Here is a 15976-nt window from a genome sequence, read left to right as displayed (position 1 = left end):
AGGAGCCTACGGCTTGGGCGCCACCGTCACCCACCACGGCGTGTGTTGTTGAATCTGCACCGGCAAGGTCGGCAGCAGCGCGTTCAGTGCCAGGTTGGTGTCGTGCAACGGAAAGCTGCCGGTGATCCGCAGGTCGGCCACCTGTTTATCCACACCCAGGTAACCGGTGCGGTAGCGGCTCAGTTCGGCAACCACATCGCCGAGCCGCGCGTTGTCCACCACCAGCATGCCGCGCGTCCAGGCGTCGGTGCCGGGGCTGACGGCAAGCATCGGGCCGAGGCTGTCGCGGCGCATCAGCACTTGCTGGCCTTCCTTGAAGATCTGCTCTTGATGCAGCGCTTCAGGCTGTGCGCCGACGGCAGACTGCAACACGCTGAGGCGGGTGCCATCTTCCTCGCGCTTGACGATAAACCGTGTGCCCAGGGCGCGCAGGCTGCCTTCGCGGGTTTCGACAAAAAACGGGCGGGCGTCGCTGTGGCCGGTTTCGACAAGGATCTCGCCTTCCTGCAATACGATCAGCCGACGTTTCTCGTCAAAGCGCACGTCAATGGCGCTGTGGGTGTTGAGGTTGATCACGGTGCCATCCGCCAGCTTCAGGGTGCGCTGTTCACCGGTGGCGGTGCGCTGGTCTGCCAGCCAATAGTTGAGCGGCACGTAGCGCTGGCCGACGAACAATGCCAGGCCGCACACCAGCACCACACTGGCCAGGCCGCTGCCGAGCTTGCGCACGCGGCGGCGAATGCCTTCGCGCGACTGCAGCAATGCCGCACGGGCCGTGCCCGAGGCCACACTGAAACGCTGATCGAGCATGCCCAACTGGCGCCAGGCGCGGGCGTGTTCTTCGTTGCTGGCCAGCCATTTGGCGAATTCCTCCTGCTCCACGGCGCTGCCGTCGCCCGAACCGAGGGACAGTTGCCAGGCAATGGCCGCGTCGAGCACCCGCGCCGACACCGGCTTGGAACTGACCGGGCTCACAGCGGCTCGCCATACAGGGCGATGTAGCACTGGCGGATACCCTGGGCCAGGTATTGCCGCACCCGCGGCACGGAAACCCCCAGGCGCTGGGCGATTTCGGCGTGGCCCATGCCGTCGAGGCGGTTGTAGAGGAAGGCCGCGCGGGCCTTGCTCGAGAGTTTGCCCAGCAGGCGGTCGATGGCCTTGAGGTCTTCGAGGATCAGTTGCTGTTCTTCCGGGGACGGGTGCTCGCTTTCCGGGATCAGCATCAGTTCGGTGAGGTAAGCCTGTTCCAGCGCGGCGCGGCGGAAATAATCGAAAAGCAGGCCCTTGGCGATGGCCACCAGGAACGCCCGCGGCTCGCGGGGTTCACGCAGTTCTTCACGGCCCAGCAGGCGCATGAAAGTGTCCTGGCTGAGGTCTTCGGCGCGGCTGGGGCAGGCCACGTTGCGTCGCAGCCACGCCAACAGCCAGCGGCGATGGTCGCGGTACAACGCGCCAACAAGCTCACTGTGGGGACTTTGGATTGACGACAAGGCGACACCGATCGGAAAGTTTAAACTAACGAGAATTATTCGCGATTGTGGCAGAGGTGTAAGGCGGGTGCAATTGGCGTTGGTCGGGCGGCGGCGTAATGCTATCTATCATGATGATGCCACTTGCTGTGGCGAGGGAGCTTGCTCCCGCTCGGCTGCGCAGCAGTCGTAATCCTGGCAGTGCATTTATTCAGTTGGAAATGGGTTGGCTGATTTGGGGGCGCTTCGCACCCCAGCGGGAGCGAGCTCCCTCGCCACCATTAGAATGAGGGGGCTTGCTTGCGGCGTTTCCATTGGCCCAGGCGCTGTTGTAACGCGTGCGGGCTGTCGATCTGCTGCTGCCGTGCACGGCTGAACAAAATCAGCATCAGTTCCGCCGTTGCCAGCGCATCCGCACTGGCATGGTGACGCTCGCCCACTTGCAGCTTGAAATGCGTGATCCAGTCATCCAGCCCGGCTTCGCGGATGTTGGCGTCGGGGCACAGCAGCGGGGCGATGTCGGCCACGTCCAGGAACGGGTGGTTCAAGCGATAGCCCAGGCTGTCCTTGAGTGCCCGGCACAGCATGTGTTGATCGAAGGGCGCATGAAACGCCAGCAGCGGGCTGTCGCCGACAAACTCCATGAAGTCCATCAGCGCCTCTGCCGGGTCACTGCCCGCCGCAATGGCGCTGGGCCCCAGGCCATGGATCAGCACGCTGGGGTTGAGCTTGGTCTCGGCCCGGTGCAGGGTGCGTTCGAACAATTGCGAGAAGTCCACTGCGCCGTCCTCGATCACCACGGCGCCAATCGAAAGCACCTGGTCACGATTGAGGTTCAGGCCGCTGGTTTCCAGGTCCACCACCACCCAGCGCTGGGCCCGCAGCGATCCGTCCCCCAGCTCCCCAGGTGTGCGCAATTGCTCGACGCGCCGTTGTTGCGCCGCATCCAGGCCAGGTTTGGGTTTGCGCAACCAGCCAAACCAGCTCACAGCTGATACCGCAACGTCAGGCTGCCTTGCAGGCGTTGGGCCTGGCGCAGGGATTCGCGCAGGATGCGCCGGTCGAGGTGGTTGAGGCTGTCGGGATCGACGCGGTTGGAGTAGGGCAGGTTCTCGCGGGTTTGCAGTTGGTGTTGTTGCATGCGAGTTTGCTGGATGAAGTGATAGGCCTCTTCATAGGCGGCGCCATCAAGGCGTTCGATGACTTCCCTGGCCACCAGTTGGCGCAAGCGCTCCAGGGTGTTGATGGCGCTGATGCCGTTGGCCAATGCCAGCAGACGGGCGCCGTCGACAAATGGCGTGAGGCCTTGCACCTTGAGGTCAAGGGTTGCCTTGTCGGCGCCTTTGCGCGTCAACACAAAATCCCGGAAGCGCCCTACCGGCGGGCGCTGGCGCAACGCGTTCTCGGCCAGCATGCGCTGGAACAAACGGTTGTCTGCCACCTGGTCGAGAATGCCCTGGCGCAGTTGCTCGCACCCTTGCTCATCGCCCCACACCACCCGCAAATCAAAATAGATGCTCGAACCCAGCAGATTCTCCGGCGTCGCCTCACGGATAAACCCGGCAAAGCGCCGCGCCCATTCCGCCCGGGACAGGCACAGCTCCGGGTTGCCGGCCATGATATTGCCCTTGCACAGGCTGAAGCCGCACAGCGCCAGGCTCTGGTTGATCTGTTGTGCCAGCGGCAGCAGGCGCCCGCGAATCTCGGCGGCTTCGGCGGCGTCCCGGGCTTCGAACAGGATGCCGTTGTCCTGGTCGGTATACAGCGTCTGCTCGCGGCGGCCCTCGCTGCCGAAACACAGCCAGCTGAATGGCACGCCCGGGTCGCCCTTGTCGGCCAGGGTCAACTCGATGACACGGCACACCGTGTGATCGTTGAGCAAGGTGATGATGTGGGTGATCTGCGTAGACGACGCGCCGTGGGCGAGCATGCGCTCCACCAACTGGCCGATCTCGCCGCGAATCGCCACCAGGTTTTCGACCCTGGGTGCATTGCGGATGGTGCGCGCCAGGTGCACCAGGTCAACCCGCTGCAGGGAAAACAGGTCACGCTCGGACACCACGCCACACAGGCGCTGATCCTTGACCAGGCACACGTGGGCGATATGCCGTTCGGTCATCGCAATCGCCGCGTCGAAGGCGCTGTGGTCCGGCGTGAGGAAAAACGGCGCCTGGGTCATATGGCGCTCGATGCCCTGGTTGAAATCACTGGTGCCGTCGGCCACCACCTGGCGCAGGTCCCGCAGGGTGAAAATCCCCAGGGGCGCCTTGTGTTCATCGACGATCACAATGCTGCCCACTTGCTGCTCGTGCATTTGCGTGACCGCTTCACGCAGCGGCGTCAGCGGGCTGCAGGTGACCGGGTGACGCATGGCCAATTCGCCCAGGCGGGTGTTCAGCGAATATTGGGTGCCGAGGGTTTCCACGGCCTTTTGCTGGACTTGCTGGTTGACCTGGTCCAGCAAGCTGCTCACGCCGCGCAAGGCAAAGTCGCGAAACGCGCTGGAAAGGGCGAACAGCTTGATAAAGGCCGGCTTGTTCAGTTGCAGGCAGAAGGTGTCTTCGGCGGCTTTGTGCTCGGTACGGGTGGCCCGCTCCCCCAGCAGCGCCGCCAGCGGAAAACATTCACCGGTGGTGATTTCAAAGGTGGTTTCTGTCGAGTCCGGCCGCTCGCCGACTACGCGCCCCTGCTTGACGATATAGAAGTGTTCCACCGGCCCGCCCGAGGGCTTGAGGATGCTCTCGCCGGGGCCGTAGAAGCGCAATTGACACTGCTCTACCAGAAATCCCAGGTGGGCGTTTTCCATTTGGTTGAACGGCGGGAAGCGTTGCAGGAATTGCAGGGTGCCGTGGATGTTCTGCAACACAGCGGTTTTCCCCGCTTGTGTGAAAGCATCAGCTTTACTCATACCTATGACCGCAGTTTTTTTGTCGTTATCGTGCCCCATGGTCGACTCCTGCGCTGCGGGTGCCCATTGGACGTAAGTCTAGGTAGCGTTATGCCTTCCACGACTAGGGAAAAACCTTACATGAATATCGTCCAAACCCCGTAGAACGCCCACTAGGCAAACTTTCCGACGAAGTGCACATTGTTCGCCCTTCCGGCGATGTCTGACTTCTGTGCTGGGAGATTGAATAGAACTGCCGAGAAACGTATGTCCGACCACGATATTTTGAGTGATGCCGAGCGCGAGGCCCTGAGTGCTGTTATGCAGGAGCCGGATTTGCCGCCACAACGGGTTTTGATCGTGGATGACGACAAGGACGCGCGCGAACTGTTGGCAGAAATTCTTGGCCTGGACGGCATTCGTTGCATGACCGCCGACAGCGGCGAGGCTGCATGGGACTTGTTGAGTTCCAGTAGCTCCATCGGCTTGCTGATCACCGACCTGCGCATGACGCCGAGCAACGGGCTGCAATTGATTCGCCAGGTGCGCGAATCCACCCGGGCGGCGCTGCCGATCATCATCATGTCGGGTGACGCCGAAGCGCCGGATGTGATTGATGCGATGCATTTGAGCGTGGTGGACTTTTTGCTCAAGCCGATTGATAGCGTGAAGCTGGCGAAAATGGTGAAGCGGGAGTTGGGGATGGCGTCCTAGACAGTGCCATTGGTCTGATATCGCGAAGAACTGTCAATTCTGACAGTAGGAATAGCTTGAGAGCGTCTGTTTACTGGTTTGGGGTGTGCTGATCGTCGATCAGCGCCTCATAAAGCCATGAACAGGAGTTCGCTATGAGCACCAAACTTTTTCGAGTTGAAGATGAGGCCTTGCAGGACGCAAGGGTGAGGGCACAATCCGGGGACGCTTTTGTTCTTGTGCTTGCTCCCGGCAAGTTTCGGTTTTTCAGCACCAAGGAAGTCCTCGGGTTCCTGTCATGGACAGCGGTGCTTGGGGCAGGTCAAGAGCGTATTGACCTGGATTATGGGCACGATGTGCCGAACGGCCTTCATGAATTCGAGGCAAGGGGCAGGCGCGTGACTTACCGGGCGCCGGACGGTAAGGATTATTTCGGACCTACTGAAGGGAAAATCTTTCTTGAAGTTGAACGCCCTCCGACCGGTACCGCTTTCACGCACAAGGGTAACTTTTTGAATGTGCGGTTCGAGTCGGATGGTAATACGGTCGTTCTCAATGGCGGTTATAAACTCAGTTCTTCTTAAACCGCTGCAAAAAAGCCCTGATCTCTCGACCAGGGCTTTTTTATTTACAGGCCGTTTTTAGCCTTGAACTCCCGACGCCGACGGTGCAACACCGGCTCGGTATAGCCGTTCGGCTGCTTGGTCCCTTCAATCACCAACTCCACCGCTGCCTGGAACGCGATGTTGCTGTCGAAATCCGGAGCCAGCGGGCGGTACAGCGCATCCCCGGCGTTCTGACGGTCCACCACCGGCGCCATGCGCTTGAGGCTTTCCATCACCTGGGCTTCATTGACGATGCCGTGGCGCAACCAGTTGGCAATGTGCTGGCTGGAGATACGCAGGGTGGCGCGGTCTTCCATCAGGCCGACGTCGTTGATGTCCGGGACTTTCGAGCAACCCACGCCCTGGTCGATCCAGCGCACCACGTAACCGAGGATGCCCTGGGCGTTGTTGTCCAGCTCGTTGCGGATTTCTTCCTCGGACCAATCGGTATTCTGGGCCAGGGGAATGGTCAGGATATCGTCTACCGAAGCACGTTCGCGCTTGGCCAGTTCGGCCTGGCGGGCGAACACGTCAACCTTGTGGTAGTGCAGCGCATGCAGCGCAGCCGCCGTCGGCGAAGGAACCCACGCCGTGTTGGCGCCGGCCAGCGGGTGAGCAATCTTCTGCTCCAGCATGGCGGCCATCAGATCGGGCATCGCCCACATGCCTTTACCGATTTGTGCGCGGCCTTGCAGGCCGGTGCTCAAGCCGATATCCACGTTCCAGTTTTCGTAGGCGCCGATCCACTTCTCGGCCTTCATGGCGGCCTTGCGCACCATCGCGCCGGCTTCCATGGAGGTGTGGATCTCGTCGCCGGTACGGTCGAGGAAGCCGGTGTTGATAAACACCACGCGCTCGCTGGCGGCCTTGATGCAGGCCTTGAGGTTGACCGTGGTACGGCGCTCCTCGTCCATGATCCCGACTTTGAGGGTGTTGCGCGGCAGCTTCAGCACGTCTTCGATGCGACCGAACAGCTCGTTGGTGAACGCAGCTTCTTCGGGGCCGTGCATTTTCGGTTTAACGATGTAGACCGAACCGGTGCGGCTGTTCTTGCGGCGGGTGTTGCCGTTAAGGCTGTGGATCGCCGACAGGCTGGTGAGCAGGCCGTCGAGAATGCCTTCCGGCACTTCGTTGCCATCCTTGTCGAGGATCGCGTCGATGGTCATCAAGTGGCCAACGTTACGCACGAACAGCAGCGAACGACCGTGCAGGGTCACTTCCTTGCCGTCGGCACCGGTGTAGACGCGGTCGGCGTTCATGGTGCGGGTAAAGGTCTTGCCACCCTTGGCGACTTCTTCCGACAGGTCGCCCTTCATCAGGCCGAGCCAGTTGCGGTAGATCACCACCTTGTCATCGGCATCGACGGCGGCGACGGAGTCTTCGCAGTCCATGATGGTGGTCAGGGCGGCTTCCATCAGCACGTCTTTCACGCCGGCGGCGTCGGTCTGGCCGACCGGGGTGCTGGCGTCGACCTGGATTTCGAAGTGCAGGCCGTTGTGCTTCAGCAGGATGGCAGTCGGCTTGGCTGCGTCGCCCTGGTAGCCGATCAACTGGGCATCGCTGCGCAGGCCGCTGTTGCTGCCGCCCTTGAGGCTGACCACGAGCTTGCCGTCGACGATCTTGTAGCCGGTGGAATCCACATGGCTGCCGGCAGCCAGTGGTGCGGCTTCGTCGAGGAAGGCGCGGGCGAAGGCGATGACCTTGTCGCCACGCACCTTGTTGTAGCCTTTGCCTTTCTCGGCGCCGTCGGCTTCGCTGATGGCATCGGTGCCATAGAGCGCGTCATACAGCGAACCCCAGCGCGCATTCGAGGCGTTGAGGGCGAAACGGGCGTTCATCACCGGCACCACCAGTTGCGGGCCGGCCATGTGGGCAATTTCTTCATCGACGTTTTGGGTCGAGGCCTGGAAATCCGCGGCTTCTGGCAGCAGGTATCCGATATCTTGAAGGAAGGCTTTGTAGGCCACCGCGTCGTGTGCCTGGCCGGCGTGTGCCTGGTGCCAGGTGTCGATCCGCACTTGAAAATCGTCGCGTTTGGCGAGTAGGGCTTTGTTCTTCGGCGCCAGGTCGTGGATGACCTTGTCGGCACCGGCCCAGAACTGGTCGGCGGTGATGCCGGTACCAGGAATGGCTTCGTTGTTCACGAAGTCGAACAGGACTTTGGCGACCTGCAGGCCACCGACTTGAACGTGTTCAGTCATTGCTTGCCTCACTCTGCGGAGCTTATGCGCTTTTCAGCTTTTCAATTTACCAATGAAGCCTCTGGCCATGTAAACCGTGAACACGCTGCACCAGTACATGCCGTAGAAGGCGGCTGGGCGGGCTGCGTCGCGGTGCGTGGTTGCCTTGGCAGACATCGACCTAACGTTATGTAGTGCGCGATTGGGCATACTACATGATGAGTTGCGGTTGTGAAAATTAGACTAAATACGTCGTTTAGCGACCCACTTTGGTCGTACGGTCACAGTGGGGTACGGGATGTTCTCAAAAAACTATTGGATTGTTCCATATAAATATAAAAATGGTACACGATTTGTTTTCGTGGCTACCTGAGTCCACCTTGGTAGGTACGAGGGGAACGCCTGGTTCCTACCTGATTTTCATAAGAAGAGGACGACACCATGGACCATCTCGTACTGACTGTCATCGCCCCGGACAAACCCGGTGTGGTCGAACGCATCGCCCAATGCATCGCCGCCCATGGCGGCAACTGGCTGGAAAGCCGCATGGCGCACATGGCCGGGCAGTTTGCCGGGATTTTGCGGGTGAGCGTGCCGGCGGAAAATCGGCTGGACTTGATTGGCGCGCTGGAAGACTTGTCCACCCACGGCATTCGCGTGCTGCTGGGCGAAAGCAGTTCGCTCGCCCCCAGCGAGTCGCAACCCATCGCGATGGAACTGGTCGGTAACGACCGGCCGGGGATTGTTCGCGACATCACCGCGCTGCTCAGCAAGCAGGGCGTCAACCTGGAGCGCTTGATCACCGACGTGCGCCCGGCGCCCATGAGCAGCGACCTGCTGTTCCACGCCGAAGCCTTGCTGGCGGTGCCGTTGACGCTGCCGCTGGAAACCTTGCAGGCGGCGCTGGAAACCCTGGCCGACGACTTGATGGTGGAACTGGAACTACGCAGTGAGGAATAGTTGCCCACAAGGTTATGCATGGAAATCTTGCATGGGCCTGTGGATAACCTGTAGAGACCCGCGTCCGGCCCAGGCGGGCCGTGGCTCTTCGCCAGCTGGCTAAAAAACGAACAGTTTCAAGGGCTTGTGCACAAACGCCGGGGACCAGGCTGTGGATAACCTTGGGGTGAATGCCTGCAAGCCACACCGGCTGTGGCTTGCAGAGGTTTGTACGTTATTTGATCAGTTTTTCCGCACAGTCATCCAGGCGTCGATGCTGTAAACCACCAGGCCGGCCCAGATAAAGCAGAAGGCGATCAGCGTGGCGGGTGCCAGGTGTTCGTTGAACAACAGCACGGCTTCCAGCAGCACCAGGGTGGGCGCCACGTATTGCAGGAAGCCCAGGGCGGTGTAGGGCAAATGCCGTGCGGCGGCGTTGAAACACACCAGCGGGATCAGCGTCACCGGGCCTGCGGCCACCAGCCACCACGCTTCGGAGGTGCTCCAGAATTCCATCTGTGCGCTGTGGGCCGAGGGGTTGAACAGCAACCATGCGATGGCAATCGGCACCAGCATCCAGGTTTCCACCACCAGCCCGGGCAATGCCTTGACCGGCGCCTGCTTGCGGATCAACCCGTAGAAACCAAAGGTCGCCGCCAGGACCAGGGATACCCACGGCAGGCTGCCGACTTGCCATACCTGTTGCGCCACACCTACCGCTGCCAGGCCCACGGCCACCCATTGCAGGCGGCGCAGGCGCTCGCCGAGGATCACCATGCCCAGCAGCACGTTCACCAGCGGGTTGATGTAGTAACCCAGGCTGGCCTCCAGCATGCGGCCACTGTTCACCGACCACACATAGGTCAGCCAGTTGGCCGCGATCAAGGTGCCGCTCAGGGCCAGGATCGCCAGGCGCCTGGGGTTGTCCCGCAGTTCTCGGAGCCAGCCCGGGTGTTTCCAGACTATCAGCAGCAGACTGCCGAACAGCGCCGACCACAGCACGCGGTTGACGATGATTTCTGCGGCGGGAACGCTGGCGATGGCCTTGAAGTAGATCGGGAACAGGCCCCAGATGACGTAGGCGCTCAGGCCCAATATGTACCCGCGACGGGGGTTGGCGGCTTGCATGCAGAATCCTTGCTTAGGCAGCTAACAAAGCCGCGATTGTAAGGATATTTGTCAGCGGATGTGTGTTGAAAGTGTAGGGCCCAAGGTCAGGGCCCAGACGGCAGGGATCAGAACAGCTTCAATGGTTCTTCGTTGAGCGCCGACAACTGTTCACGCAACGCCAGAACCTGGTCGCCCCAGTAACGTTCGCTGCCAAACCAGGGAAAGCTGTGGGGGAACGCCGGGTCGTCCCAGCGCCGTGCAAGCCAGGCGCTGTAGTGCATCAGGCGCAGGGCACGCAGGGGTTCGATCAGGGCCAGTTCGCGCGGGTCGAAGTCGTGGAATTCCTGGTAGCCGTCCATCAATTCCGACAGTTGCCCCAGGCATTCCTGACGATCACCGGCGAGCATCATCCACAGGTCCTGAACGGCGGGGCCCATGCGGCAGTCGTCGAGGTCGACGATATGGAACATCTCGTCGCGGCACATCATGTTGCCGGGGTGGCAATCGCCGTGCATGCGGATGTTCTTGTGGGGCGTGGCCTTGTAGACCTCCTCCACACGCTTGAGCAGGTCGCGGGCCACGGACTCGTAGGCTGGCAGCAGGCTGCGAGGAATGAAGTTGCCTTCCAGCAGGGTGTTCAGGGAATCGTGACCGAAGTTCTTCACGCCCAGGGCTTCGCGGTGTTCGAAGGGGCGGGTGGAACCGACCGCATGCAGGCGGCCGAGCAATTGGCCGAGGCGATACAGCTGGTCGAGGTTGCCCGGCTCCGGTGCGCGTCCGCCACGGCGCGGGAACAGGGTGAAGCGGAAACCCGCGTGCTCGAACAGGCTTTCACCGTTGTGAATCATCGGCGCCACCACCGGCACTTCGCACTCGGCCAGTTCGAAGGTGAAGCTGTGTTCTTCGAGGATCGCTTCGTTGGTCCAGCGTTGCGGCCGATAGAACTTGGCGATCAAGGGCTCGGAGTCTTCGATGCCGACCTGGTAGACACGGTTTTCGTAGCTGTTGAGCGCGAGGATGCGGGCGTCGCTGAGGAAACCGATGCTTTCGACTGCGTCGAGCACCAGGTCAGGGGTCAGTGTTTCAAACGGGTGTGCCATGCGAACTCCTGCGCGCAGCAGGGCGCCGCGTCCGGCCGGGTATGGTAACGCACCCAGGGTTGGATAGGTGGTGACTGTTCTGACGCCTTCGCGAGCAAGTCGAATCGTCGCACCGCCGCTCCCACATTAAACCGAGTCCTGGCTTTGGAATGCGGTCAAATGTGGGAGCGGGCTTGCTCGCGAAGAGGCCTTATCAGGCGCCGACGATCCCTCCATCATCCCGACGAATCGCCATCACCGAGGACCGTGGCTTGCCATTTGGCAGATGCTCCGGCCAGGTCGACCCACCGGTTTCCCCCGGATGCTGAATCCCCACAAACAGGGTTTTCTGGTCCGGCGAGAAGCTGATCCCGGTCACTTCACAGGCCACCGGCCCCACCATGAACCGCCGAATTTCACCGGTCGACGGGTCGGCACACAGCATCTGGTTATTACCCATCCCGGCAAAGTCGCCGCCGTTGCTGTAGTCGCCATCGGTGAGGATCCACAACCGCCCGGCCTTGTCGAAGCCCAGGCCGTCCGGGCTGTTGAACATGTTCTGCGGGTTGATGTTGGACGAGCCGCCCTTTGGCGTGCCGGCATGCACCGCCGGGTTGCCGGCCACCACGAACAAATCCCAGCTGAAGTCCGGCGCGCCATGGTCGTTGGCATTGGCCTTCCAGCGCAGGATCTGCCCGTAGACGTTTTTCTCCCGCGGGTTCGGGCCGCCCACCGGCTGGCCGTCTTCGCCGCGCTTGGCGTTGTTGGTCAGGGTGCAATACACCTGGCCGTCGGTGGGGCTGACCACGATCCATTCCGGGCGGTCCATGCGGGTGGCTTTCACCACGCTGGCGGCCAGGCGCGCGTGGATCAGCACTTCGGCCTGGCTGGCAAAACCGCTGTTGGCGTCGATGCCGTTCTTGCCGTAGGTCAGCTCGACCCATTGGCCCTGGCCCTTGGGATGGTCGGCATTGCCGTCGCCCGCGTCGAAGATCGCCACGTACAAGGTGCCGTGGTCCAGCAGGTCCTTGTTGGCCTTGGGATTCTTGTGATTGATCTTGTCGCGGCTGATGAACTTGTAGATGAACTCGCCGCGCTCGTCGTCGCCCATGTACACCACGGCGCGGCCGTCGCGGGTTTCCGCCAGCGCAGCATTTTCATGCTTGAAGCGGCCGAGGGCGGTGCGTTTGACCGGTGTGGATTGCGGGTCGAACGGGTCGATTTCCACCACCCAGCCATGGCGGTTGAGTTCGTTGGGATTCTTGGCCATGTCGAAGCGCGGGTCGTGGGGGTGCCAGTTGATGTCTTTGCTCGCGGCGACCACGCCATAGCGTTTCTGCCCGGCGTCGAAGGTCTGTTGCGGGTTGCTGCTGCCGAAGCAGTCGGTGAAGTTCTCTTCGCAGGTGAGATACGTGCCCCATGGGGTCTTGCCGTTGGCGCAGTTCTGGAAGGTGCCGAGGACTTTTTTGCCGGTTTTGTCGGCGCTGGTTTTCAGCCAGGCATGGCCCGCCGCAGGGCCACCGAAGCGGATCGGCGAGTTGCCGTGGATGCGCCGGTTGTAGCGCGAGTCCTGGACGAACTGCCAGGTGTCGCCTTTGCGCCGTACTTCGATCACCGACACGCCTTCGCTGGCCAACGCCTTGCGCACGTCTTCGGCCGATTGCGGCGCGCCGCCGTGGGCGTAGAGGTAGCGGTAGTTGGTGTATTCGTTGTTGATCGCCATCAGCGCGCGGTTGTCGTCACCGGGGAAGGCGAACAGGCTCATGCCGTCGTTGTTGTCGCCGAACTGCTGTTCCTGGGCCTTGGCCGTGCCGTTGCCGCTGGGGTCGAAGGCCGGCGCGTTCTTGTGCAGCGGCTGGCCCCAGCTGATCAGTACCGAAGCGCTGTAGCCGGGCGGCAGGGTGATGGTGTCGCTGGTGGCCGAGGCGATGCTGGTGAAACCCAGCAATGGGCTGTTCGACGCGGCGTTGACCGCCAGGGCGCTGCGAGTCAGCAGGTTGCCGCCGAGGAACATCGCGGCACCGCACAGGGCGCCGGCGCCGATAAAACGCCGGCGGGTGAGGCCGACCATCTGTTCCAGGTCGGTGGCTTGGTTTTCTTCTAATAGGCTCATTTCAGGCTCCCTGCGGGTTTTTGCAGCCACCTTAGGGAGCAGTCGTGACGAAATTGTTGCAGTTTGAAGCGCTACACCGGAGTGCCCAGCAGCACGTTGCTGGGGGAGAACTGCACCTTCACCTGCAGGCCTTCGGCGGCATGGATCTGCGCAAGCGCGTCGGGCCGGGCTAGGGCGCAGAGAACCTGGCCGTTGGGCAAGGTGATCCGCACCTCGCTGGGGCCGTCTTCGGCATCGAGAATGGCCTCGATTTTTCCTTCCAGGCAATTGTGTCCAGGTGTTGCTGCCTGCGTGACGGCCAGTACTTCAAGCCAGCCGGCCTTGATCAGGGCGACGACTTCGGTGCCGATCTCCAGCTCCAGGCGCAACGTGCTGTCGTGGGTGATCTGCGCATCCAGGCGCAGCCCGGCTGCCAGCTCCAGGCGAATCAGGTCATTGCGGCCGTGGCTGTCGATGGCGATCACCCGGCCGTGCAACTGGTTACGTGCGCTGGTGCGCAGCATCAGGCGGCCCAGCAGGTTGAAGTCGCTGGCGTCTTCGGCGCAATCCAGCACCTGGGCTTGCAGCACCTGCAGGCGTTGGTAAAGGCGTAATACCCGCTCACCCTCGGCCGTCAACCTGGCGCCGCCACCGCCCTTGCCGCCGACGCTGCGTTCCACCAGGGGCTTTTGCGCCAGGTTGTTCAGTTCGTCGATGGCGTCCCAGGCCGCCTTGTAGCTCAGCCCCGCACTCTTTGCGGCGCGGGTGATGGAGCCTTGTTCGGCAATATGTTGCAGCAGTGCAATGCGCTGCGGGCGACGGACGATGTGTTGGCTCAAGAGGGTTGGCAGGGACATGGTTACACGCTTCGATGGAATGGGCTGACGTTGCGGGCAGGACGCCCGCGAGTCAAGTCATGTGCCGGGCTTGGGCGTCCGTGCCAGGCAATACACATCCACCTGTCGGGCGCCGGCATCCATCAACAGGCGGGCGAGACTGCTGGCGGTGGCGCCGGTGGTCAGTACGTCGTCGATCAGCGCCAAGTGCCGGCCTTTGACTTGCGCGCCGTCGGCCAGGGCGAAGGCCTGGTGCAGGTTGCGCTTGCGGGTCCTGGCGTCCAGGTCTTGCTGCGCCACGGTTTCACGCGGCCGTGACAGCAGGTGCTCATCCCAGGGGATGTTCAGGTCCTCACTCAGCCAGCGGGCGAGCATCGCCGCCTGGTTGAAGCCCCGTTCCCGCAGGCGTTTGCGGGCCAAGGGCACGGGCAGCAGGCAGTCGGGGCGAGCCAGCGTGGCATCTTCATAGCGGTGTTGCAGGAATTGTCCCAACAGGTGCGCAAGCAGGTGCCCCAGCGGCCAGCGGGCCTGATGCTTGAAACGGCTGATCAGGCTGTCGATGGGGAAGCTGTAGGTCCACGGCGCGACGACCTGCTTGAACGCCTGAGGTTGCTTCAAGCACTGGCCGCACACCAGGCCCGTCGCCGGCAACGGCAGTGCGCACACCTCGCAATGTTCCATCAGCCAGGGCAGCTCGGTTTCGCAGGCGCTGCAGACAGGATCGGCCGTTCCGCTGCTTTCATCGCAGATTAAACAGGTTTGGTTGCTTTTTAACCAGATGTAAACCTCGTGTTTGTTCTCAAGTTGACAGTGCATGAATCTTCCTTAAATATGCCGAGCATCCGTGTCGTACCTGTGGGTATTACTCCCACAGGGCTTGCCAAAGCATAATCAAGGAATCGCCCATGAGCGCCAGCATCACTGCCAACCTGCGTCACGATTGGTCTTTAGCCGAAGTCAAAGCGCTGTTCGTGCAGCCCTTCAACGACCTGTTGTTCCAGGCGCAGACCGTGCACCGCGCGCATTTCGACGCCAACCGCGTCCAGGTTTCCACGCTGCTGTCGATCAAGACCGGCGCCTGCCCGGAAGATTGCAAATATTGTCCGCAGTCGGGCCACTACAACACCGGCCTGGAAAAAGAGAAGCTGATGGAAGTGCAGAAGGTCCTCGAAGAGGCCGCTCGCGCCAAGGCCATCGGTTCGACCCGTTTCTGCATGGGCGCCGCCTGGAAGCATCCGTCAGCCAAAGACATGCCCTACGTGCTGGAGATGGTCAAAGGCGTGAAAGCCATGGGCCTGGAAACCTGCATGACCCTCGGCCGTCTCGACCAGGACCAGACCGAAGCCCTGGCCCAGGCCGGCCTCGATTACTACAACCACAACCTCGACACGTCGCCGGAGTTCTACGGTTCGATCATCACCACCCGCACCTACGGCGAGCGCCTGCAAACCCTGGCGTACGTGCGTGATTCGGGGATGAAGATCTGCTCCGGCGGCATCCTCGGCATGGGCGAGTCCCTGGACGATCGCGCCAACCTGCTGATCCAACTGGCCAACCTGCCGGAGCATCCGGAATCGGTGCCGATCAACATGCTGGTGAAAGTTGCCGGCACGCCGCTGGAAAACGCCGACGACATCGACCCGTTCGACTTCATCCGCATGCTGGCGGTGGCGCGCATCCTGATGCCGCAGTCCCATGTGCGGCTGTCGGCCGGGCGTGAGGCGATGAACGAGCAGATGCAGGCCCTGGCATTCTTTGCTGGCGCCAACTCGATTTTCTACGGCGACAAGCTGCTGACCACTGCCAACCCGCAGGCGGACAAGGACATGCAACTGTTCTCGCGCCTGGGCATCTTGCCGGAAGCTCGTGAAGAGCACGCCGATGAAGTGCACCAGGCGGCGATCGAGCAGGCGCTGGTGGAGCAGAAGAGCAGCGAGCAGTTCTATAACGCGGCTGTTTGATAAGTCCACTTTGGAATGCCACCCAAATGTGGGAGCGGGCTTGCTCGCGAAGGCGGTGTGTCAGCCAATACATAAGCTGACTGATCCACTGCTTTCGCGAGCAAGCCCGCTCCCACATTTTTGAC

General features: G+C 61.7%; 14 protein-coding genes. 4 read left to right on the top strand and 10 right to left on the bottom strand.

Annotated elements, in window-relative coordinates; translation table 11 throughout:
* Positions 1 to 6: 6 nt before the first annotated feature.
* The 4 genes from HX824_RS07635 to HX824_RS07620 all read right to left on the bottom strand — a co-directional run bounded on the left by HX824_RS07635 (position 7) and on the right by HX824_RS07620 (position 4377).
* Complete coding sequence (locus tag HX824_RS07635) at positions 7 to 975, bottom strand: FecR family protein (protein WP_177054407.1); 969 nt, start codon at positions 973 to 975, stop codon at positions 7 to 9.
* Positions 972 to 1490: an RNA polymerase sigma factor gene (locus HX824_RS07630; RefSeq protein ID WP_134327431.1), complete on the bottom strand. Its 519-nt coding sequence runs from the start codon at positions 1488 to 1490 to the stop codon at positions 972 to 974. Before HX824_RS07630 ends, HX824_RS07635 begins: the two co-directional genes overlap by 4 nt.
* Before the next feature lie 260 nt (positions 1491 to 1750).
* Positions 1751 to 2458 carry a 3'-5' exonuclease gene (locus HX824_RS07625; protein ID WP_177054406.1) on the bottom strand — a complete coding sequence of 236 codons (708 nt, stop codon included), beginning with the start codon at positions 2456 to 2458 and terminating at the stop codon, positions 1751 to 1753.
* Positions 2455 to 4377 (bottom strand): putative nucleotidyltransferase substrate binding domain-containing protein, encoded by a 1923-nt coding sequence (locus HX824_RS07620; RefSeq protein ID WP_003211088.1) that lies wholly within the window; start codon positions 4375 to 4377, stop codon positions 2455 to 2457. Before HX824_RS07620 ends, HX824_RS07625 begins: the two co-directional genes overlap by 4 nt.
* A 246-nt stretch (positions 4378 to 4623) precedes the next feature.
* On the opposite strand from HX824_RS07620, the gene HX824_RS07615 reads away from it, so the two are divergent.
* Positions 4624 to 5070: a response regulator gene (locus HX824_RS07615; RefSeq protein ID WP_003211086.1), complete on the top strand. Its 447-nt coding sequence runs from the start codon at positions 4624 to 4626 to the stop codon at positions 5068 to 5070.
* Between the two features lie 134 nt (positions 5071 to 5204).
* On the top strand, positions 5205 to 5633 hold the full coding sequence (locus tag HX824_RS07610) for a hypothetical protein (RefSeq protein WP_102604389.1): 429 nt from the start codon (positions 5205 to 5207) through the stop codon (positions 5631 to 5633).
* 44 nt (positions 5634 to 5677) lie between these two features.
* Here HX824_RS07610 and HX824_RS07605 read toward each other — a convergent pair whose 3' ends face one another.
* Positions 5678 to 7855 (bottom strand): malate synthase G, encoded by a 2178-nt coding sequence (locus HX824_RS07605; RefSeq protein ID WP_177008820.1) that lies wholly within the window; start codon positions 7853 to 7855, stop codon positions 5678 to 5680.
* 420 nt (positions 7856 to 8275) lie between these two features.
* Between HX824_RS07605 and HX824_RS07600 the strand changes: the two genes are divergently transcribed.
* Entirely contained in the window at positions 8276 to 8794 is a 519-nt protein-coding gene (locus HX824_RS07600; RefSeq protein WP_003211081.1) for a glycine cleavage system protein R, read from the top strand.
* 222 nt (positions 8795 to 9016) lie between these two features.
* Here HX824_RS07600 and rarD read toward each other — a convergent pair whose 3' ends face one another.
* The 5 genes from rarD to HX824_RS07575 all read right to left on the bottom strand — a co-directional run bounded on the left by rarD (position 9017) and on the right by HX824_RS07575 (position 14706).
* Positions 9017 to 9901, bottom strand: a complete 885-nt coding sequence (rarD, locus tag HX824_RS07595) for an EamA family transporter RarD (RefSeq protein ID WP_003211079.1) — start codon at positions 9899 to 9901, stop codon at positions 9017 to 9019.
* 107 nt (positions 9902 to 10008) lie between these two features.
* Positions 10009 to 10983: a serine/threonine protein kinase gene (locus HX824_RS07590; protein WP_003211077.1), complete on the bottom strand. Its 975-nt coding sequence runs from the start codon at positions 10981 to 10983 to the stop codon at positions 10009 to 10011.
* A 193-nt stretch (positions 10984 to 11176) separates the two neighbouring features.
* Complete coding sequence (locus tag HX824_RS07585) at positions 11177 to 13075, bottom strand: PhoX family phosphatase (protein WP_102604392.1); 1899 nt, start codon at positions 13073 to 13075, stop codon at positions 11177 to 11179.
* Positions 13076 to 13146: 71 nt separating this feature from the next.
* Positions 13147 to 13911 (bottom strand): TOBE domain-containing protein, encoded by a 765-nt coding sequence (locus HX824_RS07580; protein ID WP_008434365.1) that lies wholly within the window; start codon positions 13909 to 13911, stop codon positions 13147 to 13149.
* A gap of 57 nt (positions 13912 to 13968) precedes the next feature.
* Positions 13969 to 14706, bottom strand: a complete 738-nt coding sequence (locus HX824_RS07575) for a ComF family protein (protein ID WP_177054405.1) — start codon at positions 14704 to 14706, stop codon at positions 13969 to 13971.
* Between the two features lie 89 nt (positions 14707 to 14795).
* On the opposite strand from HX824_RS07575, the gene bioB reads away from it, so the two are divergent.
* Entirely contained in the window at positions 14796 to 15851 is a 1056-nt protein-coding gene (bioB, locus tag HX824_RS07570) for a biotin synthase BioB (RefSeq protein ID WP_003211072.1), read from the top strand.
* The last annotated feature ends 125 nt before the right edge of the window (positions 15852 to 15976 follow it).

The organism is Pseudomonas sp. D4002 (genome assembly GCF_013385665.1).
Lineage (GTDB): Bacteria > Pseudomonadota > Gammaproteobacteria > Pseudomonadales > Pseudomonadaceae > Aquipseudomonas.
The sequence above is the reverse complement of the archived record's forward strand: the minus strand, read 5'-3'. Positions and strand labels throughout refer to the sequence as shown.